22 protein-coding genes are annotated in these 26,517 nt (G+C 69.7%); 16 read left to right on the top strand and 6 right to left on the bottom strand.

Annotated elements, in window-relative coordinates; translation table 11 throughout:
• Window positions 1-270 precede the first annotated feature (270 nt).
• Window positions 271-468, top strand: coding sequence for a hypothetical protein (locus ACOJUJ_RS07225; protein WP_420126185.1), 198 nt, complete (start codon window positions 271-273; stop codon window positions 466-468).
• Window positions 469-963: 495 nt separating this feature from the next.
• Here the strand turns inward: ACOJUJ_RS07225 and ACOJUJ_RS07220 are convergent, their stop codons facing one another.
• A complete protein-coding gene (locus tag ACOJUJ_RS07220) occupies window positions 964-2,517 on the bottom strand; it encodes a carboxypeptidase M32 (protein WP_420126184.1) in 1,554 nt (517 codons plus the stop codon).
• Window positions 2,518-3,108: 591 nt separating this feature from the next.
• Between ACOJUJ_RS07220 and ACOJUJ_RS07215 the strand changes: the two genes are divergently transcribed.
• Window positions 3,109-3,633 (top strand): SMI1/KNR4 family protein, encoded by a 525-nt coding sequence (locus ACOJUJ_RS07215; protein ID WP_420126183.1) that lies wholly within the window; start codon window positions 3,109-3,111, stop codon window positions 3,631-3,633.
• Between the two features lie 97 nt (window positions 3,634-3,730).
• Here ACOJUJ_RS07215 and purB read toward each other — a convergent pair whose 3' ends face one another.
• Together purB and truA are read right to left on the bottom strand one after the other, a co-directional pair.
• Window positions 3,731-5,167 (bottom strand): adenylosuccinate lyase, encoded by a 1,437-nt coding sequence (gene purB, locus ACOJUJ_RS07210; protein ID WP_420126182.1) that lies wholly within the window; start codon window positions 5,165-5,167, stop codon window positions 3,731-3,733.
• 237 nt (window positions 5,168-5,404) lie between these two features.
• Entirely contained in the window at window positions 5,405-6,214 is an 810-nt protein-coding gene (truA, locus tag ACOJUJ_RS07205) for a tRNA pseudouridine(38-40) synthase TruA (protein WP_420126181.1), read from the bottom strand.
• Between the two features lie 272 nt (window positions 6,215-6,486).
• Here truA and ACOJUJ_RS07200 point away from each other — a divergent pair, with 272 nt between their 5' ends.
• The 4 genes from ACOJUJ_RS07200 to trpD all read left to right on the top strand — a co-directional run bounded on the left by ACOJUJ_RS07200 (window position 6,487) and on the right by trpD (window position 10,898).
• Window positions 6,487-7,044: an ankyrin repeat domain-containing protein gene (locus ACOJUJ_RS07200; protein WP_420126180.1), complete on the top strand. Its 558-nt coding sequence runs from the start codon at window positions 6,487-6,489 to the stop codon at window positions 7,042-7,044.
• Between the two features lie 329 nt (window positions 7,045-7,373).
• A protein-coding gene (locus tag ACOJUJ_RS07195) for an IS5 family transposase (protein ID WP_420126179.1) occupies window positions 7,374-8,209 on the top strand; the annotation gives its coding sequence in 2 pieces (ribosomal slippage) (window positions 7,374-7,719 and window positions 7,719-8,209; 837 coding nt in all).
• 397 nt (window positions 8,210-8,606) lie between these two features.
• Window positions 8,607-9,830, top strand: coding sequence for a GAF domain-containing protein (locus ACOJUJ_RS07190; protein WP_420126178.1), 1,224 nt, complete (start codon window positions 8,607-8,609; stop codon window positions 9,828-9,830).
• Between the two features lie 15 nt (window positions 9,831-9,845).
• Window positions 9,846-10,898 carry an anthranilate phosphoribosyltransferase gene (gene trpD / locus ACOJUJ_RS07185; protein ID WP_420126177.1) on the top strand — a complete coding sequence of 351 codons (1,053 nt, stop codon included), beginning with the start codon at window positions 9,846-9,848 and terminating at the stop codon, window positions 10,896-10,898.
• A 329-nt stretch (window positions 10,899-11,227) separates the two neighbouring features.
• Here trpD and ACOJUJ_RS07180 read toward each other — a convergent pair whose 3' ends face one another.
• Both ACOJUJ_RS07180 and lexA read right to left on the bottom strand, forming a co-directional pair.
• Window positions 11,228-11,362: a hypothetical protein gene (locus ACOJUJ_RS07180; RefSeq protein ID WP_420126176.1), complete on the bottom strand. Its 135-nt coding sequence runs from the start codon at window positions 11,360-11,362 to the stop codon at window positions 11,228-11,230.
• A 145-nt stretch (window positions 11,363-11,507) separates the two neighbouring features.
• Entirely contained in the window at window positions 11,508-12,128 is a 621-nt protein-coding gene (gene lexA / locus ACOJUJ_RS07175; protein WP_420126175.1) for a transcriptional repressor LexA, read from the bottom strand.
• An 81-nt stretch (window positions 12,129-12,209) separates the two neighbouring features.
• On the opposite strand from lexA, the gene trpC reads away from it, so the two are divergent.
• The 9 genes from trpC to guaB all read left to right on the top strand — a co-directional run bounded on the left by trpC (window position 12,210) and on the right by guaB (window position 23,706).
• The gene (trpC, locus tag ACOJUJ_RS07170) at window positions 12,210-13,022 is read left to right on the top strand and encodes an indole-3-glycerol phosphate synthase TrpC (protein WP_420126174.1); all 813 of its coding nucleotides are present in this window, start codon (window positions 12,210-12,212) and stop codon (window positions 13,020-13,022) included.
• Window positions 13,019-13,657 carry a phosphoribosylanthranilate isomerase gene (locus tag ACOJUJ_RS07165; protein ID WP_420126173.1) on the top strand — a complete coding sequence of 213 codons (639 nt, stop codon included), beginning with the start codon at window positions 13,019-13,021 and terminating at the stop codon, window positions 13,655-13,657. The genes trpC and ACOJUJ_RS07165 overlap by 4 nt, the downstream gene beginning before the upstream one ends.
• 10 nt (window positions 13,658-13,667) lie before the next feature.
• A complete protein-coding gene (gene trpB / locus ACOJUJ_RS07160) occupies window positions 13,668-14,882 on the top strand; it encodes a tryptophan synthase subunit beta (protein WP_420126172.1) in 1,215 nt (404 codons plus the stop codon).
• A gap of 22 nt (window positions 14,883-14,904) precedes the next feature.
• Window positions 14,905-16,599, top strand: coding sequence for a HEAT repeat domain-containing protein (locus tag ACOJUJ_RS07155; RefSeq protein WP_420126171.1), 1,695 nt, complete (start codon window positions 14,905-14,907; stop codon window positions 16,597-16,599).
• Complete coding sequence (locus ACOJUJ_RS07150) at window positions 16,596-18,074, top strand: HD-GYP domain-containing protein (protein WP_420126170.1); 1,479 nt, start codon at window positions 16,596-16,598, stop codon at window positions 18,072-18,074. The genes ACOJUJ_RS07155 and ACOJUJ_RS07150 overlap by 4 nt, the downstream gene beginning before the upstream one ends.
• Window positions 18,067-18,867, top strand: a complete 801-nt coding sequence (trpA, locus tag ACOJUJ_RS07145) for a tryptophan synthase subunit alpha (RefSeq protein WP_420126169.1) — start codon at window positions 18,067-18,069, stop codon at window positions 18,865-18,867. The genes ACOJUJ_RS07150 and trpA overlap by 8 nt, the downstream gene beginning before the upstream one ends.
• Window positions 18,864-20,999 carry a methyl-accepting chemotaxis protein gene (locus ACOJUJ_RS07140; RefSeq protein ID WP_420126168.1) on the top strand — a complete coding sequence of 712 codons (2,136 nt, stop codon included), beginning with the start codon at window positions 18,864-18,866 and terminating at the stop codon, window positions 20,997-20,999. The genes trpA and ACOJUJ_RS07140 overlap by 4 nt, the downstream gene beginning before the upstream one ends.
• A 527-nt stretch (window positions 21,000-21,526) precedes the next feature.
• Window positions 21,527-22,099 (top strand): GAF domain-containing protein, encoded by a 573-nt coding sequence (locus tag ACOJUJ_RS07135; protein ID WP_420126167.1) that lies wholly within the window; start codon window positions 21,527-21,529, stop codon window positions 22,097-22,099.
• Between the two features lie 131 nt (window positions 22,100-22,230).
• On the top strand, window positions 22,231-23,706 hold the full coding sequence (guaB, locus tag ACOJUJ_RS07130) for an IMP dehydrogenase (RefSeq protein ID WP_420126166.1): 1,476 nt from the start codon (window positions 22,231-22,233) through the stop codon (window positions 23,704-23,706).
• Between the two features lie 189 nt (window positions 23,707-23,895).
• Here the strand turns inward: guaB and ACOJUJ_RS07125 are convergent, their stop codons facing one another.
• Window positions 23,896-25,209, bottom strand: coding sequence for a S8 family peptidase (locus ACOJUJ_RS07125; protein ID WP_420126165.1), 1,314 nt, complete (start codon window positions 25,207-25,209; stop codon window positions 23,896-23,898).
• Between the two features lie 550 nt (window positions 25,210-25,759).
• On the opposite strand from ACOJUJ_RS07125, the gene ACOJUJ_RS07120 reads away from it, so the two are divergent.
• Window positions 25,760-26,311 carry a DinB family protein gene (locus ACOJUJ_RS07120; protein ID WP_420126164.1) on the top strand — a complete coding sequence of 184 codons (552 nt, stop codon included), beginning with the start codon at window positions 25,760-25,762 and terminating at the stop codon, window positions 26,309-26,311.
• Window positions 26,312-26,517 lie beyond the last annotated feature (206 nt).

The following is a 26,517-nucleotide window of genomic DNA, read 5'->3' as shown; positions in this document are numbered from 1 at the left end:
CCGGTTGGGGGTCAACCCCGGGGGCGGTAATCGCCACCCCCCGGTTTTCCCCGCCGCTGGCCCGCCCAACAACGGGGCTTCAACTACATGGGGGAATCAAAGCGCGGCACAGGGCCATCGCCGTTGCTTTCAGCGCTCTATCGAATTGTGTCGGAATACACGTTTGGTTATCTTCAGTACATGCATCCATTACGCCGATCGTCGACACGCTGCGCGTAGCCGCACGTGTCCTCGGTGCGCGTCGCCGGCACACCTCGACGGAGAACGCCAATGCGGAAGATCAAGCTCAGCATCGACAACCTGGCGGTGGAGTCGTTCAACACCGCCGGCCGCGGCGAAAAGGGTGCCGGTACCGTGCACGCGCACGCCACCGAGTACCCGGAGATCTGCAATTTCTCCCGCGGCACGTGCTTTCAGAGCTGCGCCATGACCAACGGCTACCAGTACTGCATCAAGCCTTACTGCTGATGCATGCGAAGGGCGCGATCGTCCGCGTCTGATCACCGCCGCCCACACCGACGAAGTGCCCCCCCGGCAGATTGCCCGCGGGGCACTTCCTTATCGATCACCCGACCTGCATCCCCTCATGTCACACCCTCATACCGAATCCGGTAAAAGAGTATTCTCCCTTCGGCGGACGATGTCATTCTGACTCTGAGGGAGGCGCGCCCTCGATCCCATGGGGATGCACACAAGCCGGTGCGCCGACCGAAGAATCTGCCGGATGGGCGCACCGTCGTGTCGGCTACGACGGGCTTCCGCGCGAGAGGCCGCCCGTTTCCGAAAGAGATCCTTCGGTCGGCGCACCGGCTTTCTTCTCGTTTCAGCAGGCTTGTGCCGGCGCCTTCCCTCAGGATGACACCGATCTTCAAACAACCACGGTTGTTGCGGATTCGGTATCACACCCTCACACCCTCACACCCTCACACCCTCACACCCTCACACCCTCACACCCTCACACCCTCACACCAGTCCGTACACCGGCCGCAGCTTGCCTTCGAGGTAGCGCAGCAGCGGCTCGTGGCTCAGCGGGCGGCCGGTGGCGCGCTCGCAGAGTTCGGGGGCGGTGTAGCGCCGGCCGTGGACGTGTACGTGGCTGCGCAGCCAGCCCAGCAGCCCGCCAAACTCGCCGCGGCGCAGCTGGTCGTCCAGGTCTGGCAGGTCCACGCGCAGCGCGTCCCACAGCTGCGCCGCGTACAGGTTGCCCAGCGTGTACGTAGGAAAGTAGCCGATGGCGCCCATGGACCAGTGGATGTCCTGCAGCACGCCCTCGCGCGCGCTGGGCACGTCCAGGCCCAGGTCGGACTTCATCCGCTCGTTCCACACGCCGGGCAGGTCCGCTACCGAGAGGTCGCCGCGCAGCATCGCCCGCTCCAGGTCAAAGCGCAGCATGATGTGCAGGTTGTACGTGGCCTCGTCGCTCTCGATGCGGATGAGGTCGGGCTCCACCACGTTCAATCCGCGAAAGACCGTGTCCACGTCCAGCCCGGAGACGGCACCGTCGCCCACGTGGCGCTTCAGCTCGGGGAGGGCCCACTCCCAGAACGGGCGGCTGCGGCCCACGAAGTTCTCCCACATCCGCGACTGGCTTTCGTGGATGCCCATGCTGGCCGCCTCGGCCAGCGGCTGGCCAAAGCGCCGGTCCTTGGGCAGCCCCTGCTCGTACAGTCCGTGCCCCGTCTCGTGCATGGTGCTGTGCAGCGCGCTCAGCAGCTCCGTCTCTTCGTAGCGCGTGGTCAGGCGGGTGTCGCCGGGGCCCGCGCCCTCGCAAAAGGGGTGGGTGGATACGTCCAGCCGCCCGGCGCCAAAGTCGAAGCCCATCCGCTCCACCACGGAGCGGTTGAACGCCACCTGCACCTCGGTCGCCAGCGGGATGCGCATCCACTCCGTGTCGGGGCGCGAGCCGTTCTCGCGCAGCTCGCGGATCAGCGGCACCAGCCCGCCCCGCAGCTCGCCGAACACGCGGTCCAGCTCCGCCGCGCGCATCCCCGGCTCAAAGTTCTCCAGCAGCGCATCGTACACCTCGCCGCCCTCGGGCACGCCCAAGGCGTCGGCGGTGTCGCGGTTGAGCTTGACCAGCTGCTCCAGCCAGGGCGCAAACGCCCCGAAGTCGCCGGCCTCGCGGGCGTCCTTCCAGTGGTGCATGGCCAGCGTGCTGACCTCCGCGATCTCGCGCACCAGCTCCGTGGGCTGGCGCACGGCGCGGTCGTAGTCGCGGCGCAGCCGGCGCAGGTTGGCGTCGGTTTCGGGATCCGCCTTGAGCTCCGCGTCGGCCTTGCACGCGGCGATCAGGTCGCCCATGCGGGTAGAGGTGCGCCGGTCGTGGATGAGCGTGGAAAGGACGGCGGCCTGCTCGCCCCGCAGCGCGGCGGCGGCGGGCGGCATCACCACCTCCTGGTCCCACCCCAGCGTGGAGTTGATGGAGTTGAGCACGGCCAGCTCGCGAAGCTCCGCAAGGAGCTGTGCGTACGGCGAATCAGGTTGGGCGGCGTCGGGCATCTCGGTCTGTTCCGGCACGGGATGATTCGTCGGATGGATTGCGTCAGGCGAATGAACCGCGTGTTCGCCGCGGTGGGCACTCCGTGGACTTTTGCGCCGGCTCGGCAGGTTCCGTGCGCGGCGGCGTGCGCGCGGTTCGACAGGCGGTGGTGCGCACCGCGGGTGCCCCCCATCCCCGGCCCTTCCCCCACAAACCACGTGGGGGAAGGGAGAATTCGAGCGCGCTCCGGCAGGTTTCTTCGCTGTCGCCCGCGCACGTCTCGTTCGAAGCGCGTCACCTCTCCCCCGAAGTCCCCCGAAGTTGGGGGAGAGGCCGGGAGAGGGGGCCGCTAGCGGACGCAGTTCGGTGTCGTCCAGGCGCTCCCGCTCCAGCCGCGCGTCAATCTGCCACCCGATGGCCACGATGTCCACAGGTGGGGAGTGGCCCGACAGCCGCAAGGATGGAGGGCGTGGCTATCCGTCGATCCTTGCAGCCGTGGCGGTCCCCGATTATCCCTTGGACGCTCGCGTCGTTGTCGTTCATCCTTCCCGCATGGAGACGCGAGAGCAGCCACGACGACGGGTGGCACCCTCTGCCCGCCCACCCAAGCCACCCGAACGCGCGCCTGGATGATCAAGGACATACAGGATCTCGAATGGACGCTCATCCAGAGCGGCATCGCGGCGCGGGAGGATCTGGTCGGCTGCAGTCCCGAGGAGATCGCGGCCCTGGAGCAGCGGTACGGGGTGCTCCCGGACAGCTACCGGCAGATCCTGGCGCTCATTGGGCACCGAGCCGGCCAGCTCGTCGACCGCGCGGAGTTCTGGATCTACGTCGACCAGATCGAACGAATCCCGGAGCGGATCCAGGGGTTCCTGGACGTGGTGCGGGCCGAGGGGGGCGAGGTGCCCGACATCCCGCCGAACGCCTTTTTCATCAGCGCCCGGTACGGCGAGTTCCCCCACTACGTGCTGACCGGCGGCGGCCCCGATTCCGTCGTCTACGTCTTCAACGACGATGACGAGGCCACGGCGAAGGCGTTCGACTCGGTGTGGGACTGGGTCGAGGCGTTCGTAAAGGACACGCAGTTCTTCATGGCGCTCGCCGTCTCCCGCGGCCTTCCGGTTTTCCGGGGACGAGACGTTCAGCACTGACTCGCGAGGTCCGGCGGATCATCCCGCGAGCACGTCGCGGCAGAAGCCCGTCCCACGGACGGGACGGGGCTCCTCGGTCGGCGGAGGCCAATCCCCGCTAGACGCGCAGTTCCGGCGCGGCGCCGCCCAGGGCTTCGGGATAGCGCGCCAGCACGGGCGCCACCCACTCGTCCAGGAACTCGTCCACCTGCGCGGGGGCGCGGCCCACGTACAGCTCCGGGCGCAGATCCTCTTCCAGCTCCGCGCGCGTGACGCCGAACGCCTGGTCGGCGGCGATGCGGTCCATCAGGTCGTTGGGCAGGCCGTGCTCCTTTACCTGCCGGCCGGCCTCGCGGCTGTGGACGCGCACCCGCTCGTGCAGGTCCTGCCGGTCGCCGCCCTTCTTGGACGCGCGCATCATCAAGTTCTCCGTCGCCATAAAGGGCAGCTCTTCCATCAGCCGGCGGCGAATCATCTCCGGATAGACCACCATCCCCGAGGCAACGTTGTGCATCAGCAGCAGCACCGCGTCGACGGTGAGGTACGCTTCGGGGATGGCGATGCGCTTGTTGGCGCTGTCGTCCAGCGTGCGCTCGAACCACTGCGACGCGGCGGTGAACGCCGGGTCGATGACCAGCGTGATGGCGTGCCGCGACAGCGCGTTGATGCGCTCCGACCGCATGGGGTTGCGCTTGTACGGCATGGCCGACGAGCCGATCTGCTGCTCCTCGAACGGCTCCTCCACCTCCTTGAGATGGGAGAGGAGGCGGACGTCGTTGGCGAACTTGCTGGCGGACTGCGCGACACCCGACAGCGTCGAGAGGCACCCGTAATCCACCTTGCGCGGATACGTCTGCCCGCCCACCCCGTACGCCTGCTCGAAGCCCATCTTCTGCGCGATGATGCGCGTCAGCCGCTCCGTCTTTTCGCCGTCGCCCTCGAACAGGTCCATGAAGCTGGCCTGCGTGCCGGTCGTGCCGCGGGAGCCGTGAAAGCGCAGCGTCTGGATGCGGAACTCGACTTCCTCGAGATCCAGCAGCAGGTCCTGGATCCACAGCGTCGCGCGCTTGCCGACGGTGGTGGGCTGCGCGGGCTGAAAGTGCGTAAAGCCGAGGGTTGGCAGGTCGCGGTGCGTGCGCGCGAACTCCGCCAGTTCCGCGACGACACCGACGATCTTGTGCGCGACCAGCCGGAGTGCTTCGCGGTGCTGGATGAGGTCGGTGTTGTCACCCACGTACGCGCTGGTGGCGCCCAGGTGGATGATGGCGCGCGCTTCCGGCGCCTGCTCGCCCAGGTGGTGCACGTGCGCCATCACGTCGTGGCGAAGCTGGCGCTCCAGCTCACCCGCGCGCTTCAGGTCAAAGTCGTCCAGGTGCGCGCGGATGGCGGCGATCGCCTCGTCCGGAATGGGCAGCCCCAGTTCCTGCTCGGCCTCGGCCAGCGCCAGCCACAGCTTGCGCCACGTGGTGAACTTGAACCTGGGCGAAAAGATGTACGACATCTCCGCCGAGGCGTACCGCTCCGTCAGCGGGTTGGAATATCGGTCGATGGACATGGTTGTCTTCTCCGGCCGCGCAAAAGCGATTGAAATCGCGGCAACGAAATCACGCTGTCCGCCTTCGCGGACAAACGCCGCGGTCCTTCCGTGGTTGCGGACGCGCTGGAGCGTGGGATGTCGCACGCAGCCGGGCCGCCAAGCCCGCGCAGGCGGACTTTGTGCCGTTGCAGCCGCGGTTTCAACCGCCCCAGAGCGGAGTCGGCGGAAACGCCTGGTTCCGCACGGGCACGACGCCTACGGCACCAGCTGCGGCCCACGCCTCCGCGGCGCCTTCAGCCCCGCATCCGCGGGGTACGCGACGGCGGTGAGGAACAGGCCTTCGGGCGGGGCGGGGGGCGACGTTTCCAGCTCCGTATCTTCCGAAAGCAGCGCCTGCATCGCTTCCGGCGGGCGCTGGCCCAGGCCGATGTCCACCAGCGTGCCCACCAGGTACCGCACCATGTGGTGCAGAAAGCGGTTGGCCGTGATGTGGAACTCCAGCCCGATCCCCTCCCACGGCGCCCACCGCGCCTCCGTAACCGTGCAGCGGTCGCCGCGCTCTTCCTGGCCCGCCTTGGCGAACGCCTTGAACGAGTGGTCGCCCACGATCATCGCCGCCGCGTGCTCCATCGCCAGCAGGTCCACGGGGCGGACGAGCGGCCAGCACCAGGGCGCGCGGAACGGCGAGTCCGCCTCGCTGGCCAGCCCCACGCGGTAGATGTACGACCGCGCCGTCGCGTCGTAGCGCGGATGAAAGTAGGGCGTCGCCATCTCCGCGTCGGCCACCCACACGTCTTCCGGCAGCAGCGCGTTCATGGCGCGGCGCAGGGCCTGGGCCGTCCAGCGCACGGGCACGTCGGCGGCGGCCACCTGGCCGGTGGCGTGCACCCCGCGGTCCGTGCGTCCCGAGCCGATGACGGCCGCCGGCGCGTTGGTGAGCTTGGCGAGCACGCGCTCCACCTCCCCCTGCACGGTGCGCTGGTCCGGCTGCACCTGCCAGCCATGGAAGTTGCGCCCGTCGTAGTGGATGATGAAGCGGATGCGGTGCCGGTCTAAGGTCGCCATAGGCGGCGGAAGGTAGGGACAAGTGCGAGAGTGCGAAAGTGCGAAAGTGCGAGAGTGGAAAAGCGGTAAACGCGGCGGCGGAAACCGTGCGTGATGGCGCACGGTGGGGTGCGATACGCATGCGTGGGGAGAGCAGCGCCACCGTCAGCGGCGAACGCCTGCGATCTCCGGCCGCGGAAGAGGACTGCCTTCCGGCAGGGCGGGCGAAAGTCTTGCGTGGCGCGCCCCCGCGCACCCTCACGCCCGTTTGATTCACGCTGCCGACCGCGACGATGAGCGAATTGCAAACCGTAGTTGAACAGCTGTACAGACTGGCAAAATCCGGCCAATGGGACCACCTCATCTCGGAGTGGACGGAATCCGCGGTTCTCGCGAATCGCTGCAGCCGCTACGCGAAGCCTGGTTCGGCATGGACCTTTCTCCACCAGGCCGCCCATTCCGGTAACGAACGGGCCTGCCGCATCCTGATCAGCCGAGGGGCATCCGTGGCGGCACTGACGCACGACTCGCGCTCCCCCGCCCACGTCGCGGAACAGCGGGGTCACCACGATCTCGCGGCATTGCTTCGGCAGGCATCCGCCGGTACCGACCCGCTCTGGCTACCGCCCGCCGACCCGGACGTTCTTCCCAGCAGCAGCCGATGGGGCGAAGCGACCGAAGCGGTGGCCCAGACCGTCCTGTTCGTTGCGTATGCGGGCAGTCTGGTCAGGATCAGCAGGGGGACGCGCTACTTCGTAGACTCCTTCGGCCGCGTGCTGGTTGGATGGCACGGGACATACAATCCGCCACGCGGCATGGATGGTTACTCGATGGTTTCCGGCGAGTCCTGAGAGTGTGTTCAGGAATCCGACCTTTCAGATAACCCGAGGATTGATTTCCTGAGAGTGTGTTTAAGAATCTGATCTTTCAGATAACCCGAAGATTGATTTCCTGAGGGAGCGCGTCTCCTCAAGTTGAATCCACTCAACCGCTTGCGCGCGACCGAAGGATCTTCTTTCGGCCAGCGCGGGGCTGGCCATCCAACACGGATCCAGCCCCCGGGTACTGCCGGCGAGATCCTTCGGTCGGCGCCAAAGTGCCTCTGTAGCAGCAGGTTCGCAGCGGCGCCTCCCTCAGAGGGTGTTGCCAAACTGAACTAAGTAAACACATTTTGGGTGGCATGACACAGACACGCTACCCAAGCGACATCTCAGACGCGCAGTGGCAGATCATCGAGCCGCTGATCCGCACGCCGCAGAAAAAGGGAGGCAAGCCGGCGGAGCATCCGTTGCGAGAAATCGTGAACGGACTGTTCTACATCCTCCGCACCGGCTGCGCTTGGAGAATGCTCCCGCGCGAACTGCCGCCCAAGGACGCCGTCTACAGCCACTTCCGTCGGTGGAAGAAAGACGGGCGCCTGCAGAAGGTGAATGACGCCCTTCGCGAAGCTCTCAGGCTGAAGAGCGAAAAGGAAGCAAGCCCCAGCGCGGCGATCGTGGACAGCAAGTCAGTCCCGACCACCGAAAAAGGGGGCCCCGTGGGTATGATGCAGGGAAGCGGGTGAGCGGACGTAAACGACACATCGTGGTCGACACGCTCGGGATGTTGCTGACGGTGGTCGTGCACTCGTGCGGCATTCAGGATCCGGCAGGCGCGCGGCTGGTTCTGCCGAAGCTGAGTGGCAGGTTCCCGCGGTTGAAGAAGATCTGGGGAGACAACATCTACCGGGGGCCGTTGATCGAGTGGGTGCGGGAACTGGGTTGGGAATTGGAAGTGGTAGAGCGGCCGAAAGGGCAGAAGGGATTTGTGTTGCTGCCCAGGCGCTGGGTTGTCGAGCGCACGTTTGCTTGGCAGGGCCTGTGTCGGCGGCTGAGCAAGGACTACGAAGGGTGCCCGGAGAGTACGGAGGCGTGGGTCTACCTGAGCATGATCGGACTGATGCTGCGGCGACTTACTGGAGAGTCGTGCAAGTGGCAGAAGAAGCGGGGTGCCGTTCAGCATCCCGCCGCAGCTTAAAGTAGACAAATAGACCGGTTTAGCAACACCCTCTCAGGAAATCAAGCTCTTGGCTGATCCTCGAACACGCTTTGAGCGTGTGTGCAGGAATCTACCCGATCCTGATTTCCTGAGTCTGAGGGGCGCCGCTGCGAACCTGCTGCACCGAGAGCGGCGCGCCTCACCTCCGCCACCATCCGTCAGCCCCTCACTCTCGCACTCCCGCACTTCCGCACTTCCGCACTTCCGTACCTTCGTACCTTCGTACCTTCGTACCTTCGTACCTTCGTACCTTCGTACCTTCGTACCTTCGTACCTTCGTACCTTCGTACTTCCTTCCGCCGATTGACACCCCGCTCCCATTCCCGTAGCATTCGGATCGCCTCCGCATACTCCCCTCCGTAAATCGAGACGGGCCATGTTCTTCCCCGTTCGGCTGCACGACGCGGTCGACCTCGACACCGTGCTCCGCAGGCTGCTCCCCGTGCTGGCCGGCCCGCGGGGCGAGCGGCGCGTGGCCTATGCCGCGTACGATGCGGCGCGCGCCGTCTTCGCGAAGCGGTGGACGCTGGCCGAGGCGGGGCGGGTGGACGAGGCGGCGATCGAGCTGGAGCCGTCGCGCCTGCACTCGCTGCTGATGGATGACGCCGGCGGCGACCGGCCGCTGCGCCCCGCGGATTCCATCGTGGTCTGGGTGCTGCGCGACCTGCTGCCCGGTATCGAGCCTGACCGCAACACCATCCGCGTGCGCGCCATCGCCCACGACGGCGCGCTGCTGGGCGCGTTGCTGGTGGCCGAGCCGCGGCGCTTCATGGGGCGCAAGGACGACGAGGGCTCCGTGGCCGCCGCGGGCGACGTGCTGGAGATGGCCCTGGCCCGCGCCATTGCGCTGGACGCCGCCGGCCCCGCGCTGCCGATGGGGCAGGGGACCGGGCTTACGGAGTCGGTCGTGGAGCGGCTGAAGGAGAGCGAGCGCGCCGTGGCCGACGCGCGGGGCGAGGTGGAGCGCACCCGGCCGCGCATCGACGCGCTGGAGCGGGCGACCGCCGGCGCCACGGAGTTGCTGATGGAAGCGCACGTGGAGCTGGACCGCCGCACCGCCAAACACCAGCGGCAGACGCGCGTCCTCTTTCTGCTCCGCAAGCTGCTGGACCGCAGCGCCGCGGGCGACCTTGAGCCCACCGAGCTGGCGGTGGAGATCGTCCGCACCGTCGCGGAGGCGTTTGGCGGCGGGCGCTGCTCGCTGCTGCTGGTGGACGAGGCATCGCCCGGGCGCGAGCTGCGGCTGGGCGCCGCCGTGGGGCTTCCCCCCGCGCTGGATGCGGGCGAGGTGCGCATCCCGCAGGGGACGGGGATCAGCGGCGAGGTGGCGCGCACGCGCATGCCCGTCGTGGTCCGCGATCCGCAGGACCGCAGCGGCGGCGCGCTGATGGGCGACGACTGGTACACGTCGGATGCGTTCGTCTCGCTGCCGCTGGTGTCGCGCGGCCGCATGCTGGGCGTGCTGAACCTCACCAACTTTCGCGCGGGCACCGTCGACGACACCGAGGTGGAGCAGCTGCGCCTGGTGTCGCTGTGCGTGGCGCTGCTGGCGGACCACGCCGGGCTTTCTGAGCGATTGTTCGCCGCGCCCGCGACCTGACCTCCTCGTCTGCCCATGACCGACGCCATCCCCGCGGCCGCGCCCGACGCGGACCTTACCGACCTGCTGCGCCGCGCAACCACGCGCCCCCTGACCGCCGAAGAAGCCGAGCGCGCCTTTGGCGAGGTGATGGAGGGGCGCGCCACGCCGGTGCAGATGGCGGCGCTGCTGGTCGCCATCCGCGTCCGCGGCGCCACCTCGGCGGAGGTGGCGGGCGGCGTGCGCGCGCTGCGCAAGGCGATGGTCGCCGTCCCCACCGAGATCGAGGGGCTGGTGGACACCTGCGGCACCGGCGGCGGCGCGCTCACCACGTTTAACATCTCCACCGCGGCGGCGCTGGTGGCGGCGGGGGCGGGGGTGCGCGTCGCGAAGCACGGCAACCGCAGCTTTACCTCGCGCTGTGGCAGCGCGGACGTGCTGGAGGCGCTGGGGGTGCGGCTGGAGCTGGATCCGGAGCGCGAGGCGCGGGTGCTGGAGGAGTGCGGCATCGTCTTCATGTTCGCGCCGCTGCACCACCCGGCCATGCGCCACATCGGCCCCATCCGGCGCGAGCTGGCCATGCCCACGCTGATGAACGTGCTGGGCCCGCTTACCAACCCGGCACACGCCCGCCGCCAAGTGGTGGGCGTAAACGACCCCGCGCTGCTGGACTTGATCGCCGGCGCCCTGCTGGAGCTGGGGCACGATCGCGCCCTGGTGGTCCACGGCGAGCCCGGGATCGACGAGCTGAGCCCGTTGGGGACCACGGAACTGCTGGAGGTGGATGGCGGCAAGGTCGTCCGCCGCACCTTCGATCCCACCGAGGAGCTGGGATGGGAGCGCTTCGGCGCCGCCGGGCTGGAGGGCGGCGAGCGCGACGACAACGCGCGCAAGGTGGTCGGCGTGCTGAAGGGCGAGGTGGGCGGATCCGCCCGCGCCGCCACCGTGCTGAACGCCGGCGCCGCCGTCTGGGTGGCCGGCATGGCCAAGACGCTGGCGGACGGCGTCAAGAAGGCCGAAGCCGCGCTGGACGCTGGCGCCGGCCTGGACAAGCTCCGCGCGCTTCGCGAAGCGAGCCAAACGGGATAGGGCCGGGGGATGTAGATCCGCCGATGCAATGTTGGGCGGACATGACGCCGCTGGGCCCTCACCCGCTCGCTTAGGCTCGCACCCTCTCCCGCAAGCGGGAGAGGGTATAAACATCGCAAATACCGGCGATCCCGTTTCCGCGGTTGAAGCCCCGCCTGGCGAGCTTTGCGAGCCTTGGGCGGGGCTTATCGCTTTCCCAGCAGCGGGTTTACCCGCTCATCCAGCCGGCGCTTGAAACACGAATGCCCCCGCGTCCTCGGACGCGGGGGCATTTCGCTCTCATCACCTGTTCGGCGGAATCGGGCAGGCTATTCCTTATTCCCTGTCCCCTACTTGGAGAATACGGCGCGCAACTCGAACGGGCCGCTGATCGGCGGCGGCGTCTTGTCCTCGAGCACCACCATGCGCTTGTCGTTCTTCCCCAGCTTGCCCACCACGAACGGAACCGACGCCTCGTTCTTCATCGTACTCCCCTTGAGATGGCGCCCGGAGGTGTCCGGGCGGAAAGCGGTTCCCTTCCGCACCCGCCGCAGCCGTCCAACGGCGGCGCGGGTGCGGTGGCGGCGGGCGGACCCGCGGTTCGGCAGCGAACCGGGACCCTCCACGCGCTCAGTACTTGCGGATCACGCCGACGACGATCCCCTGGATCTGCACCGAATCGCCCGGAAAATACATGGGCTCCATCGTCGGATTCGCGGGCTGCAGCCGCACCCGGCCGGCCGCCTCGCGGTAGAACTTCTTGACGGTGGCCGAGCCGCCGGGCGTAACCCCGTCCGCCACCAGCGCCACCACCATCTCGCCGTTCTCCGCCGTCTGCCGCGAGTTGACGATGATGTAGTCGCCGTCGCGGATCTGCTCGTCGATCATGGAGTCGCCGCGCACGCGCAGCACGTAGTTGTTGCCGCGCCGCACCATGTCGTGCGGGACCGTAATGGTCTCCTGCTCGGCGATGGCCTCGATCGGCAGGCCGGCGGCAACGGCGCCCATCAGCGGAAGCTCCAGTGCCGGGGCGTGCAGATCGGCCCGGACTACCTCCAGAGAACGGCTCTTGTTGTAGTTCTTCCGGAGAAAGCCCTTTTGCTCCAGATTGGTGAGGTGCTCGTGGACCGTGGCAAGCGAATTGTAGCCGAAGTGGTCCGCGATCTCCTCATAACTCGGCGAGTAGCCGTTCGTCTCCACGAAGCTCTCGACGTAGTCGAGGATCTGCCTCTGCTTCTTGGTGAGCGCCATCCGCTTCTCCGCGTGGGGGATTGCCTTCCGAACAGGTGCCGAAGAATATACCCGAAGGCAAACCGAAGCGCAAGGAATACGTTGAAGTCTTTGACCGAGAGCATCCTGGACCGCATCGTCGCCACCAAGCGCGACGAGGTGCGGCATGCCGTTCCGCGCCTTTCCGAGTACCGCGACATTGCGCGCCAAGCCCAGGCCCCACGCGGGTTTGCGGCCTCCCTGCGCCGTCCCGGAGAGGTGCGCCTGCTGGCCGAGGTCAAGCGCCGCTCCCCGTCCGCCGGCGACATTCGCCCGGGCGCAGATCCGGTTGAAATCGCCCGCGCGTACGTCCAGGGAGGGGCGGCCGCGCTCTCCGTGCTGACCGACCGCGAGTACTTTGGCGGTGACCTTCCCTTTCTGCGCGCCGTCAGGGAAGCGGTGCCCGTTCCCGTCATCCGCAAGGACTTCCTCATCCACCCGGTGCAGGTGTGGGAGGCGCGCGCGGCGGGGGCGGACGCCGTCCTCCTCATCGTCCGCATCCTGGAGCAGCCACTGCTGGAGGAATTGCACGGGCTGGCGGCCGAGCTGGGGATGGACGTTCTGGTCGAGGCGCACACGGAGGCGGAGCTGGACCGCGCCCTGGCGGTGGGCGCCACGCTCGTCGGCGTGAACAACCGGGACCTGGACACCTTTGTCACCGACCTGGACCTGTGCGTGCGCCTGGCCCCGCGCGTGCCCGCGCACGTGACGTACGTGGGGGAGAGCGGCATCCGCACGGCGGCGGACGTGGACCGGCTGGGCGCGGCGGGGATCGACGCCATCCTGGTCGGCGAGTCGCTGATGCGGCAGTCGGACGTCCGGATGGCCGCGGCGGCGCTGGTGGGCCGGCCCAGGTCGGATGCGCGCGGCGGATGACGGAGGTCAAGGTCTGCGGGCTGATGCGCCACGAGGACGCGGCGGTGGCGGCGGAGGCGGGGGCGCGCTGGCTGGGCGTGATTCTGGCCCCCGGCTTCCGACGGAGCGTGACGGCGGACGACGCGCGCATTATCTTGGGAAGTTTCCCGGTCCGGACGGTGGGCGTTTTTGTGGATGAGGACGAACTGATCCTCAGGTCCGTGGCAGAAAAGGCGGGGGTGCACGTGCTGCAGCTGCACGGCGACGAAACTCCCGATTTTGCGGCCCGGATGCGCGCGGCGGGGTGGGAGGTGTGGAAGGCGGTGCGCGCGCGCGATGCCGACGACTTCAGCGCCGCCGCGATGCGCTACGCCGGCGCCGTGGACGCCCTGCTGGTGGACGGCTACACGCCCGATACGCACGGCGGCGCTGGGGTCCGCTTCGATTGGGAGGCCGTCGCCGCGCGGCGGGGCGAGCTTCCCGCCGGCATGCGGCTGATTGCAGCGGGCGGGCTGCGGCCGGACAACGTGGCCGGCGCCGTCCGCATCCTGCGCCCCCACGCAGTAGACGTAAGCTCCGGCGTGGAGTCCGCGCCGGGGCGTAAAGACCCGCAGGCGGTGCGTGATTTCGTGCGTGCCGTGCACTCCTCCGTATGACACCGCAGGCATGACGTACCAGGCAGTCGACGCAGGTTCCGCCGTGGCCCATCCGTCGGGCCGCTTTGGCGAGTACGGGGGCCGCTTTGTTCCCGAGACGCTGATCACCGCGCTGGACGAGCTGGCGGACGTGTACGCCGCCGCCGCGGCCGATCCGTCTTTCTGGGAAGAGCTGGGCGCGCTCTGGCGGGACTACGTGGGCCGGCCGACGCCGCTCTATCCGGCCCGCCGTCTGGGCGAGGCGGCGGGCGGGATCAGCGTCTGGCTGAAGCGCGAGGACCTGAACCACACCGGCAGCCACAAGATCAACAACGCGCTGGGACAGGCGCTGCTGGCGCGCCGGATGGGGAAGGAGCGGATCATCGCCGAGACGGGCGCGGGGCAGCACGGGGTGGCCACCGCCACGGCGTGCGCGCTCTTTGGCCTGCGCTGCATCGTCTACATGGGCGAAGAGGACGTGCGGCGGCAGTCGCTGAACGTCTACCGCATGCACCTGCTGGGCGCGGAGGTCCGCCCGGTGACCAGCGGGACGCGCACGCTCAAGGACGCGGGGAACGAGGCGCTGCGCGACTGGGTGACCAACGTCCGCGACACGCACTACATCCTGGGCTCCGCCGTCGGCCCGGATCCGTATCCCCGGATGGTGCGCGACTTTCAGTCCGTGATCGGGCGCGAGGCGCGGGCGCAGCTGCTGGAGGTCGAAGGCCGGCTTCCCGCCGCCGTCGTGGCCTGCGTGGGGGGCGGATCCAACGCCATCGGCACCTTTCATCCCTTCGTCAACGACGCGGATGTCGAGCTTGTGGGCGTGGAGGCGGCGGGGGACGGGATCGACACGCCCCGGCACGCGGCGCCGCTCACGCGGGGAACGCCGGGGGTGTTCCAGGGCTCGTACTCGTACCTGCTGCAGGACGAGGGCGGGCAGGTGGCCCACGCGCACTCCGTAAGCGCGGGGCTGGACTACCCTGGCGTGGGGCCGGAGCACGCGCACCTCAAGGACAGCGGCCGCGCCACCTACGCGGCCGTGAGCGACGCCGAGGCGCTGGCGGCGTTCGAGCGGCTGGCGCGGCTGGAGGGGATCATCCCCGCGCTGGAGAGCGCCCACGCCATTGCGTACGTGCTGCGCGACGGCGCGCGCTGGAAGGACCGCGGCCCGGTGCTGGTCTGCCTGAGCGGCCGCGGCGACAAGGACGTGGCGCAGGTGGCGGACATGACCGGCGCCCGCTGACCCACCCGACACTCCCCACCGGATGAACGCGACCGCCCTGCACCTGGTCCCGCCCGACGCCGGCGACGCCTCTCCAGGCGCCGACCCGGCCGCGCGCGCGGAAGTCCAGGAGGTGGTTCGAGGTTTTGCCCGCGCCCTGCGCACCCACCTTCTGTACGAGGGCCACTCCCCCGCGCTGGACAAGTTCGTGGAGACGCTGCGCGCGCGGATGGCGGCGCTGTGGTACCGGCTGCCGTACCTGAACGTGCAGGTGGAAGAGCGCGAGATCCTGTGGGAGGGGATCGCCGTCTTCAGCGCGGGCGAGGAGCGCGGCGAGAACCTGGCGTTCTCCCTCTACAAGGACGGCGTCCGCGAGCTGAGCTTCATGCCCGGCTTCGAGGAAGAGGATCTGGACGCGTTTCTGGGGATCCTGGCCCGCATCCACCGGCTGCGGCTGGACGAGGAGGACCTGCTCACCCTGCTGTGGGACCGCGACTGGGGCCACTTTCGCTACCGCTACGTGGAGCCGCTGGCCGAGGGCGTGCGCCTTCCCGAGGGCGGCGCCGCGTCCGCCCCCGCCGCCGTCGTCTCTCCCGCGCAGGATCCGGAGCCGCTGACGACCACGGTCAGCACCGACGACTTTCGCGAGGCGCTCTACTTCCTGGACGAGGGGGAGATGCGCCGGCTGGAAGCCGAGGTGCGGCGCGAGATGGACCGCGACCTGTGGACGGACGTGCTGAACGCGCTGTTCGACCGGCTGGAGGACGGCAAGCCCGGGCGGCAGACGCAGGTGGTTTCCATCGCCGGCGACCTGCTTCCCACGCTGCTGGGCGCGGGGCGGCTGGACCGCGCGGCGTACATGCTGGGCGAGCTGGTGGGCGTCGCCACGTCGGGACGCAAGCTGCCGGGGCCCGTCTTCAAGGCGATGCGCGGCCTGTTCGACCAGCTGGCGCGGCCGGAGACGGTGGCGGAGCTGGTGCGGATCGTGGAAGAGGCGGGAAGCTCCGTCTCGCGCGAGCACCTGGGCGCGCTGCTGGGCTTCTTCCCGCCCGAGTCGCTGGGCCCGCTCCTCCGCGCCGGCGAAAGCAGCGCGTCGGAGACGGCCCGCGCGGCGCTGATGGAGGCGGCGGAGCGCCTGGCCGCCCCCAACCCCGCCGCGCTGCGCGCCTTTGCGCAGGACGCGGACCCCGCGGTGGCGGCCGGCGCGGCGCGCCTGGTCGGACGCCTGCGCGTCGTCGAAGCGGGGCCGGACGTGGCGCGGCTTCTCACGCGGCCGGAGGCGAAGGTGCGGGTGGCGGCGGTGGAGTCGCTGGCGGAGCTGCGGTCGCCGGTGGCCAGCGCCGCGCTGGAGCCGGCGCTGGACGACGAGGACAAGGAGGTGCGCGTGGCGGTGGCGCGCGCCCTGGCCACGCTGCGCTGGTCCGCCGCGCGCCCCCGGCTTGAGGCCGCGCTGGACAGCAAGCGGCTGCGCGAGGCGGAGCTCACGGAGCGCATCGCGTTCTTCGAGGCGTACGGTGGGCTGGCGGGGGTGGAAGGTGTCTCGCTGCTGGACCGCATCCTGAACGGCAAGAGCTGGCTGGGGCGGCGCGAGACGGGGGAGATGCGGGCCTGCGCGGCGCTGGGCCTGGGCCGCATCCGCCACCCCAACGCCGAAAAGGCCCTGGCGGCGGCGGCGGCGGATCCGGACCCGGTGGTGCGCAGCGCAGTGGGCCGCGCGCTGCGGACGGTGCGCCAGTGAGCACGCAGACGCCGCCGGCGGCGCCGCCCGATGCGCGCACGCACCCCGGCGTGGTAAGCGCGGACGACCGCGGCCTGCAGCGCCGCGGCCGCGACCTGCTGTTCGCCATCGCCACCGCGCTGCGCTCGCTGCAGCTGTACCCGCTGGAGAACCAGACCGTCGTCACCGCGCTGGCGGAGCTGGACTTTCTCACCCAGGACCTGCTGTTGGGCGAGGAGCAGATCACCATCCGCTTCGTGGGCGACTTCTTTTTCGTCAACGACCTGCGGCTGCGGGTGGATCTGCAGAGCTACGCCACCTACGGCACCGTGGGCCGCGCCCTGGCCCGCCACGGCATCGGCGAGCTGGAGGTGTTCCGCGGCGCCACGGTGCCCCAGTGGACGGCGCTGCTGGCGCTGGTGAACGCGGACCCCGATCCCGAAGACCGCTTTGGCGCCTTTCTGGAGCGCCTGGGCCGCACCGCCGTCCTGCACCTGGCCGTGGGCCCGGACCGTGAGAGCGAGCCGGACCTGCGCGACGAAGAGTCGCGGCGCATGGCCAAGCGCGCCTACGCCCAGACGGTGGCCGTGGCCCGGGAGGTGATGGGGGGGATGCGGATGGGGAAGGGCGTAAGCCTGCGCCCCGTGAAGCGCGCCGTGCAGTCCATCGTTGACCAGGTGCTGTCGAACGAAACCTCCATCGTCGGCCTCACCACCCTGCGCGACTACGACGAGTACACCTTCACCCACTCGGTGAACGTGTGCATCTTCTCCGTGGCGCTGGGAAAGAAGCTGGGGCTGCACAAGCACCAGCTGTACGAGCTGGGGCTGGGCGCGCTGCTGCACGACGTGGGCAAGGCGCGCATGCCGCTGGAGCTGATCAACAAGGCCGGCCCGCTCACGCAGGACGAGTTCGAGGTGCTGCAGGAGCACCCGGCCGAGGGGCTGCTGTCGATGTTCGACATGCGCGGCCTGGCCGAGCTTCCCCTGCGCGCCATGCTGATGGCGTACGAGCACCACATGAAGGTGGACCAGACGGGGTACCCCGTCAGCGCGCGCCCGCGCGACCCCACCCTCTTCGGCCGCATCGTGGCCGTGGCGGACGGCTTTGACGCGGCCACCAGCAAGCGCAGCTACCAGGCGCAGCCCTGGCCGCCGGACCGCGTGCTCAAGGAGATGCGCGACAACCCGGCCCGCGGCTTCGACCCGCTGCTGGTCAAGGCGTTCGTCAGCATGACGGGCATCTACCCGGTGGGGAGCGTCGTCATCCTGGACACCTTCGAGCTGGCCATCGTCTGCGAGCGCAGCCGGCTGCCGGACGCCATGCACCAGCCGATCGTGCAGGTGATCTACGATTCCATGGGCGTGCGGGTGGATCCCCCGCGCCGGCTGGACCTTTCGGAGACGGACCCCGCCACGGGCACCCCGCTGCGCAGCATCATCAAGACCACGGACCCGGAGCGGTACGGCATCGATGTCGGCGACTACTTTGTCTGATCTTTCCCTGGCGGGCGCCTTTGCGGCCGCCCGCGCCGAAGACCGCGCGGCGCTGGTTCCCTACGTCACGGCCGGCCATCCCACCCCCGCGGCCACGGCGCAGATCCTGACGGGGATCGCCGACGACGGGGCCGACGTCATCGAGCTGGGCATCCCCTTCAGCGATCCGCTGGCGGACGGGCCCACCATCCAGCGCTCGTCGTTCGAGGCGATCGCGCAGGGGGTGGACCTGCGCTGGACGCTGGACGCGCTGGCCGCTTTCCGAGCCAGGCGCGACACGCCCGTCGTCCTCTTTACCTACCTGAACCCCGTGCTGCGCCACGGGCTGGACCGCTTTCTGGCGGACGCGGCCGACGCGGGCGCGCAGGGGGTGCTGCTGACGGACCTGCCCGTGGGCGCGGACCCGGGGCTGGAGGGGCGCATCAACGCCTCGCCGCTGGACCTGATCCGCCTGGTGGCGCCGACCACGAAGCCGCAGCGGGTGCGGGAGATCGCCGCGGCCGCGCGCGGGTTCCTCTACTACGTCTCGCGGACGGGCGTCACCGGCGCGCGGCAGGAGCTGGCCTCCGGGCTGGCGGCGGAGGTGGAAGAGGTGCGGCGGATGACGGAGGTGCCCGTCGCCGTGGGCTTCGGCATCAGCACGCCGGAGCAGGCGGCGACGGTGGCGCGGGTGGCGGACGGCGTGGTGGTGGGGAGCGCGCTGGTGGACGCGCTGCAGACGGACGGGGTGGAGGGCGGCCGGCGCTTTGTGCGGGCGCTGCGGAAGGCCGTCGAAGGCGCCCGCCGCGCGTGACGGAAGAGCGGCTTTCCCCGGGGGCGGTTCGCCTCCTGCGGGTCTACGCGCGCGCCCTGCAGCTGCTGGGCGCGCTCGTGCTGCTGGCGTCCGTCATCGTTTATCCGCCCAGCGTGGCGGGATGGATCGCGGCGGCGGTGGGGACGGCGGCCGTCACCGCGCTGCGGATGGGGGCCGTCAGCCTGTCCAAGTTCGCGTACGTGACGATGACGGTGGTGCCCGTGGGCGCGCTGACGCTGCTGGGCGAACCGGTCGCGGCCATCGTGGCGGCGTGGCTGGGGACGTTCCTGGGCGACGCGGTGCGGGGAAAGCCGGGCTTTGCCGCGTACGTGAACGCCGGGCGCGAGGCGCTGGCGGCGCTGGCGGGGATCGGCGGCTACCAGCTGGCCGCCCGCGCCGCGCAGCTGCCGGCGGCGGACCTGGCCGAGGGGGTGGCGCCGGCGTTCACCGTCGCGGGCCTTCCCGTGGTCCCCGCCTGCTTTCTGGTCTACTTCGCCGCGTCGCGCCTCCTCTTTTACTTCTCCCTGCTGGTCCGCAACAAGCTGAACCCCAACGAGCGGATGGTGCTGGTCCGCTACGAGGTGGTGGCGGCGGCGCTGGGGGCGCTGGCGGCGGTGTGCACGGCCGCGGCGATCGCGGTAATCGGGGGATGGGGGGCGTGGATCGCCATCCTGGCCTTCGTGGTCTTTCCCGGCGTCCTGGCCCGCGCCCTCCTGGCGGAGGCCATCGCGTCCGAAGAGCTGCGCAAGGTGGCGGCGATGGAGGCCGTGGTGACCGCCGGGATGCCGCTGGCGGAGAGCATGGCGCGGATCGAGGAGATGGCGGGGCGGCTGATCGAGTGGAGCTGGCTGCACGTGTACGGCGTGCGGCATGGCGAGCTGGTGCTGGTGCATCCGCCGGTGGTGGAGGAGGACGCGCTGGAGGCGTACGCCCCGCTGCGCGCGCGGGTGTTCGAGGACGGTGGCGCGCCGCTGCTGGTGGCCGACGCGCACGTGGACGCGCGCATCGGGGTGCGCGGCCCCGTGCGCTCGCTGGTGCTGGTGCCGCTTTCCTACGGACGCAACCCGCTGGGGCTGCTGGAGATCGGCCACCACCGCGCCGGTGTCTACACACCGGCGGAGGCGCGGCTGATCGAGCGCTTCGCCCGGCAGCTTGCACTCGCGCTGCAGCTGGACGGGCTGGTGCGGCCCATGACGCAGAGCGCGCGGGAGATCGACACGCAGCTGCGCACGCTGGGCGGGCGGTTGGCGGGGCTGCGGGAGAGCGGGGAAGGGGTGGCGGCGCGCGCGGGAGAGATCCGCGGCCGCGTGGCGGAGCAGGGGCGGCAGACGGCCAGCGGGCTGGCGGTGACGGAGGCGCTGGCCGGTGCCGCGGCGGCCATGTCGCGCGACGCGGGCGAGACGGCGGAGGCCAGCCGCGACGCGCGCCGGCTGGCGGCGGAGAACCGCGGCGCCATCGTGGAGGCCATCAGCCGGCTGGTGGAGCTGCGCGACTTCGTGGATTCCGAGGCGCGCGCCATGGGCGAGCTGTCCCGCGCCAGCGCGCGGATCGCCACGGTGGTGGAAACCATCCGCGCCATCGCCGACCAGACCAACCTGCTGGCGCTGAACGCGGCCATCGAGGCGGCGCGCGCGGGGGAGCAGGGGCGCGGCTTTGCGGTGGTGGCGGACGAGGTGCGCAAGCTGGCGGACAGCAGCGGCGGGGCGGCGGTGCAGGCGCGGGAGATGGTGGACGCGGTGCGGGGGCAGATGGCCTCGGCGCTGGGGCGGATGGAGCAGGGAAGCGCACGGCTGGCCGGCGTGGGCGAGCTTTCGCGCACCGCGCTGGACTCCATCGACCGCATCGTGGCCGCCGCCAGCGGCGCGGAGCAGTTGACGACGCGCATCGCCGGACGCGCGGGCGAGCAGCAGGCCCGCATCGCCGGCCTGCGTGACGACATCGCGGCAGTCGCGCAGGGCGCCGCGGCCAATGGCGAGGCGGTGAGCGCCGTCGCCGAGTCCGCCGCCCGCCAGGCCGACACCCTGCACGAGATCGAAGCCGCCGGCGCCGCGTTGCGATCCGTCTCCGAGCGCCTGACCGTCTACATCGCGCGGCTGAACGAGGTCACGGATGCGGAGGTGGCGGAGGGGTGAAGGTGTGATGGTGTGAGGGTGTGATGGTGTGATGGTGTGATGGTGTGATGGTGTGATGGTGTGAGGGTGTGAGCCCCGCCAAGGGCGAATAAATTCGCGGCAACAACGACACGAAATCCGCCTTCGCGGATTGTCAGGCAGGGTGTTTGGGCTGAGGCCGTGCACGTGGCGGCTTCTGAACCGCGCCGGGCCCGGCCTCCGCGAGCAGGTGAAGCCCCGCCGGGCAAGCGCAGCGCGTCCAGGGCGGGGCTCATCGCGTTTCCAGCTGCGGGTTTACCCGCCCGGGACCGAGGCCGGCCCGGCACTCTCCAGACGGCCTGCACCAACTCCCGGCGTCTCCCCGATCCACGCGGCCCGCGCGGTCCCCGGCTCCTCGTCCCATCTCCGCGTCTTCTCCGCCCGCCTCCGCGCGCCCGTTCTCGCATCCGCTAGTCGCTCCGTCGCCAGACCGTTTTGCGCTGGAGCGCCACAGGCGGCAGATTGTCTCGTCAACGCGTAGTCTTCATCCACCGAACGCTTCCCCGATAATGCCCTACGAGTCGCTGCCGGTGGTCCGCTCCGTCCGCAACGTGCTGCGCAAGGCCTCGTCCAGCGACGAGGCCATCACCGGCGTGCTGGAGGCCGTGGGCGACAGCATGGGGTGGCTGGTGGGCGCGTACTGGGCGCCGGAAGAGGGCACGGACGACGGAACGCTGGTCTCGCGCTGCATGTGGGCCGCGCGCATCCACAAGGGCACCGTGTTCGCCAGCGAAACCGGGCAGATGCGGCTGGCGCACGGCGAAGGGCTGCCGGGGCGCGTGTGGACCACGGGTGAATCGCTGTGGATCGAGGACGTGGGGCAGGACCCCAACTTTCCCCGGCACGCCGCCGCCCGCACCGACGGGCTGCACGCCGCCGTCGCCTTTCCCGTGCGGCACGGCGACCGCGTGCTGGGCGTGCTGGAGTTCTTTACCGACCTGCTGCGCGCGCCCGTGCAGACACTGCTTCCCGTGTTCGACCAGATCGGCGGCGACGTGGGCAGGTTCGTGGCGGGGATGTGGGACGTGGCCCCGGACGACGAGGCGGCGGAACCCGCGGAGGCCGACCCGGCGGGGAATTGACAGCGTGGGCGGGGCGGGATAACTTCCGCCATGGAACGACCGAACACCGTACGTACGACCCAGATGCCCGCCGACCTCCTCCCCCGCACGGGAGCCGAGGACCGGCGGGCTCGCCGCATTCTGGAGGACCGATGAACCGTCCGGACGCGACCGCCGCCCGCCTGGTGGGCGAGGGGCTGACCTTTGACGACGTGCTGCTGGTGCCCCGCCAGTCGGCCGTGCTGCCGGCCAGCGCCAACCTGGCCACCCGCCTTACCCGCAGCATCGAGCTGGCCATTCCGCTGATCTCGGCCGCCATGGACACCGTCACCGAAAGCCGGATGGCGATCACCATGGCGCGCGAGGGCGGCATCGGCATCATCCACAAGAACATGTCCATCGACCGGCAGGCCGAGGAGGTGGACCGGGTAAAGCGGTCGGAGAGCGGGATGATCGCCAAGCCGTTCACCATCGGCCCGCGCGAAACGCTGGGCGATGTGCTGCGGCTGATGGAGCGCTCGTCGGTCAGCGGCATTCCCGTGGTGGACGGCGGCCGCCTCGTCGGCATCATCACCAATCGCGACCTGCAGTTTGAAACCGACCGCTCGCGCCCCGTGCACGAGGTGATGACGGGCGGCGACCGGCTGGTGACGGCCCCCGTGGGCACCTCGCTGGACGAGGCGCGCGAGATCCTGCACAAGCACCGCATCGAAAAACTGCCGGTGGTAGACGCGGACGGGGTGCTGCAGGGGTTGATGACGGTCAAGGACATCCGCAAGCGCCAGCAGTTTCCCAACGCCGCCAAGGACGAGCGCGGCCGCCTGCGCGTGGGCGCCGCCATCGGCGCCTCCATGGGCGACGTGGACCGGGCGCGGGCGCTGGTGGACGCCGGCGTGGACGTGCTGGTGGTCGACACGGCGCACGGGCACTCGCAGGGGGTGCTGGAGGCCGTCGCGCGCATCCGCGAGGCGTTCCCCGACGCGCAGCTCATCGGCGGCAACGTGGCGACGAAGGGCGGCGCCGAGGCGCTGGTGGAGCGCGGCGTGGACGCGGTCAAGGTGGGCGTGGGCCCCGGTTCCATCTGCACCACGCGCGTGGTCGCCGGCATCGGCGTGCCGCAGCTTACGGCGGTGCTTGACGCGGTGGAGGGCGCGGCCGGGCGCGTGCCGGTGATCGCGGACGGCGGCATCAAGTACAGCGGCGACGTGGTCAAGGCGCTGGCCGCCGGCGCGCACACGGTGATGATGGGGTCCATGCTGGCCGGTACGGAGGAAGCGCCCGGCGAGGCGTTTCTGCTGGAGGGCCGCCGCTTCAAGATCGTCCGCGGCATGGGTTCGCTGGGCGCGATGAGCGAGGGGTCCGCCGACCGCTACTTCCAGGAGGGGAGCGACGCCCGCAAGTTCGTCCCCGAGGGGATCGAGGGGCGCGTGCCGTACAAGGGCCCCGCATCCGACACCATCTACCAGCTCACGGGCGGCCTGCGCAGCGGCATGGGCTACCTGGGGTGCGCCGACATCGAGACGCTGCGCCGCGATCCGCGGTTCATGCGCATCACCGGCGCGGGCCTGCGCGAAAGCCACCCGCATGACGTGACGATCACCCGCGAGGCGCCGAATTATCACTCGTGATGGTGTGATTGTGTGATGGTGTGATGGTGTGATGGTGTGATGGTGTGATGGTGTGATGGTGTGATGGTGTGATGGTGTGATGGTGTGATGGGGCTCGACGCGCCGCTCGATGCTCGGGATCCGCGGAAAAGATGGAAGCGGGGCTCCGCCAGGGTGGCGGAGCCCCGCTTTTCATCCGCAAACCGCCGATTACAGCGGGTACGGCAGCGTGGCGGTGGTGAGGGCGCGGTAGTAGTTCAGCCGGCCGTTACCGAAGACCTGGTCGTAGCCGAACGCGCCCTTGTCGTCGGCGGTGGTCTCCAGGCGCGTGCGCAGCGCGGCGCCGCGAAGGCCCGTCACCGAGGCCACCACGGCCGCCGTGCCGGTCACGTGCGGCGCGGCCATGGAGGTGCCCTGCAGGTACGCGTAGCCGCCCGCCAGGTACGAGCTGAGAATCCCCATCTCGTTGGTGGTGTTGCCGTACAGCTCACCGCCCGGCGCCGTCATGTCCAGCCCGGGGCCGTACTGCGAGTAGTACGCCCTGGCATCGCGCCAGTTGGTGGCGCCCACCGAGATGGCCAGGGGGTCGCAGGCGGGGCAGCCCACCGTGCCCGAGCCGTTGTTGCCGGCCGCGGCGATCACCAGCACGCCCATCGTGTTGACGGCGTAGCTGATCGCGGCCTGCTCCGCGGGCGTGATGAAGGTACCGCCCAGGCTCAGGTTCATGGCCACCATGTTGGGGTAGTTCGCGGCGGCGTAGATGGCGTTCACGATGTTGGCCGTGGGGCAGCTGCCCGCGGCCGTGCAGACCTTCTGCACGTGCACCTGCACGTTCGCTCCCGCGCCGCTCAGGCCGCCCACGCCCACGTTGGTGCCCACCATGGTGCCGATGGTGTGGGTGCCGTGGCCGTTGTCATCCTCGGGCAGCGCGTCGCTGTTCGCCCAGTCCCAGCCCAGGATCAGCTTGCCCACCAGTTCCGGGTGATCGGTGTCGGCGCCGGTGTCCAGGCTGCCGATGACCACCTGCGAGCCGCCGGTGCCGCTGTTCTCCACCAGGTCGATGTCCGCGTCGGTCAGCGACCAGTAGCCGCTCGGGAGCGCGCTGAAGGGCGAGGTGTTGAAATACGCCTTCAGACCACCCGGGTTGTAGAAGGCCCACAGCGCCGGGCTGATGGCGTTGATCCGGCGGATGTAGTTGGGGTGGGCGTACTCCACGTTCGGGTCGGCGGCCAGGCGGGCCGCCTCGGCGCGCTCCTGGCCGCGCTCCACGCGCAGCACCGACACGCCGCTGCGGACTGCCAGCCGGCGATCCAGCCGCAGGCCCGGCACGCGGGCCGTGAGGTCGGTGACGGGGGCGCTGCCCTTCATCTTGACCAGGATCTCGCCCGGAACCACCTCGTCGGTGTTCTGCTGAAGCGAGAGCGGAGCGGGGAGCGCTTCGCCGGTGGGGGCGGCCGGCTGGTCCGAGCACGCGGCCAGACCGAGTGCAAGCAGCACCGCGGCTGCCTTACGGGGATGGAACATGTGACTTCCTCCAGATGAGAGAGGTTTGGGGGGAACCCCGTGGAACGTGACGTCCAGAATAGAGCGCCCGTTCCGTGACGCACTCTCGGCAACGGGTGTGCCACTCCTTTCATGACGTGACATTTGTTTTCCCTCCTATAAAGTTTACAATCTGTTCGGGGTGCGGTACTGCTCCATTTGGGTGCTACTGCACCTGAATGGTGCACATGACCGTTCGTTCTGGAGCATGCCGTTCTGATTCTCTCGTGTCTTTGGCCAGAAAACTCTCATTTTGTTCAAAGACAACGAGGATGGATGACACGCATTCCACGAGATGGAGGAATGGAGAGATGTGGAGGACATCCATGCACAGATGCAGACACACAATATCGATGGCGACAACCTGGCCGTATGGTGACCGCAGCCTTTCGCACGTGCATTCTGTGATCGCGAGATGAACGCGCGTGGCGGGCGGCCTCTTCCCGGCAAGCCTCATCCCGATTAGGGTTGCGGAGGAGGACGGGATGCGGGAGGGCAGGCGCGCTCCCGAAACGGGTGACTGGAGAAGCGGATGACGGAAGCGGGGGACGGCGCGGGGAGCACCGTGGAGACGCGGGATTGCCTGGTGAGGCAGTTCGAGATCGCGTGGGCGCTCACGCAGTACCACCTGGACGGTCTTACGACGGAGGAGTGCCTGTGGCGTCCGGCGGATCGGGGGCTGCACGTGCACCAGGATGCGGACGGCCGGTGGCGCGCGGACTGGCCGGAGCACGAGGGATACGACCTGGGGCCGCCGAGCATCGCGTGGCTGACGTGGCACCTGGGTTTCTGGTGGTCGATGGTGCTGGACCACTCCCTTGCGCATGCCACCCTCACCCGCGAGGCCGTCGCCTGGCCCGGCGACGCCGACGGTGTGCGCGCGTGGATCGAAGGATTGCAGGCAAGGTGGCGCGCGATGCTCGAGCAACTTACGGACGACGATCTGCGGTCCGCGGAGCGCACCCGCTGGCCCATCCAGGACCGCCCGTTCGGCGACGTGGTCGCGTGGGCCAGCCTGGAGCTGATGAAGAACGCGTCGGAGATCGGCTACGCGCGATTTCTGTACGCGGTGCGGACGGGGTAGGGGAGGATGAGGCGCGACCCTCGGGGGCCCTCTCCCCCGACCGGCCTTTTGCTCGTTCCTCGCAACGGCGGTCGACCCCTCCCCCAACTTCGGGGGAGGGGTTGGGTGTTTCCTCGGCGATTGTGCGGCGAACAAGCTCTGCCCTGCTCCTGAACCCGGGGAGTCACTGCCATGACGGCCCCACGCAAACAACCCCTCCCCCGAAG

The sequence above is a fragment of the Longimicrobium sp. genome, assembly GCF_048594345.1.
In the GTDB taxonomy this organism is placed as follows: Bacteria; Gemmatimonadota; Gemmatimonadetes; order Longimicrobiales; family Longimicrobiaceae; genus Longimicrobium.
This window is presented reverse-complemented; position numbering and strand designations above follow the sequence as displayed.

Excerpts from the sequence above, each read along its gene's own strand:
- ACOJUJ_RS07225 (WP_420126185.1), top strand. The coding sequence starts at position 271 with ATGCGGAAGATCAAGCTCAGCATCGACAACCTGGCGGTGGAGTCGTTC.
- ACOJUJ_RS07215 (WP_420126183.1), top strand. The coding sequence starts at position 3,109 with ATGATCAAGGACATACAGGATCTCGAATGGACGCTCATCCAGAGCGGC.
- purB (WP_420126182.1), bottom strand. The coding sequence starts at position 5,167 with ATGTCCATCGACCGATATTCCAACCCGCTGACGGAGCGGTACGCCTCG.
- truA (WP_420126181.1), bottom strand. The coding sequence starts at position 6,214 with ATGGCGACCTTAGACCGGCACCGCATCCGCTTCATCATCCACTACGAC.
- ACOJUJ_RS07200 (WP_420126180.1), top strand. The coding sequence starts at position 6,487 with ATGAGCGAATTGCAAACCGTAGTTGAACAGCTGTACAGACTGGCAAAA.
- ACOJUJ_RS07190 (WP_420126178.1), top strand. The coding sequence starts at position 8,607 with ATGTTCTTCCCCGTTCGGCTGCACGACGCGGTCGACCTCGACACCGTG.
- trpD (WP_420126177.1), top strand. The coding sequence starts at position 9,846 with ATGACCGACGCCATCCCCGCGGCCGCGCCCGACGCGGACCTTACCGAC.
- ACOJUJ_RS07180 (WP_420126176.1), bottom strand. The coding sequence starts at position 11,362 with ATGAAGAACGAGGCGTCGGTTCCGTTCGTGGTGGGCAAGCTGGGGAAG.
- lexA (WP_420126175.1), bottom strand. The coding sequence starts at position 12,128 with ATGGCGCTCACCAAGAAGCAGAGGCAGATCCTCGACTACGTCGAGAGC.
- ACOJUJ_RS07165 (WP_420126173.1), top strand. The coding sequence starts at position 13,019 with ATGACGGAGGTCAAGGTCTGCGGGCTGATGCGCCACGAGGACGCGGCG.
- trpB (WP_420126172.1), top strand. The coding sequence starts at position 13,668 with ATGACGTACCAGGCAGTCGACGCAGGTTCCGCCGTGGCCCATCCGTCG.
- ACOJUJ_RS07155 (WP_420126171.1), top strand. The coding sequence starts at position 14,905 with ATGAACGCGACCGCCCTGCACCTGGTCCCGCCCGACGCCGGCGACGCC.
- ACOJUJ_RS07135 (WP_420126167.1), top strand. The coding sequence starts at position 21,527 with ATGCCCTACGAGTCGCTGCCGGTGGTCCGCTCCGTCCGCAACGTGCTG.
- guaB (WP_420126166.1), top strand. The coding sequence starts at position 22,231 with ATGAACCGTCCGGACGCGACCGCCGCCCGCCTGGTGGGCGAGGGGCTG.
- ACOJUJ_RS07125 (WP_420126165.1), bottom strand. The coding sequence starts at position 25,209 with ATGTTCCATCCCCGTAAGGCAGCCGCGGTGCTGCTTGCACTCGGTCTG.
- ACOJUJ_RS07120 (WP_420126164.1), top strand. The coding sequence starts at position 25,760 with ATGACGGAAGCGGGGGACGGCGCGGGGAGCACCGTGGAGACGCGGGAT.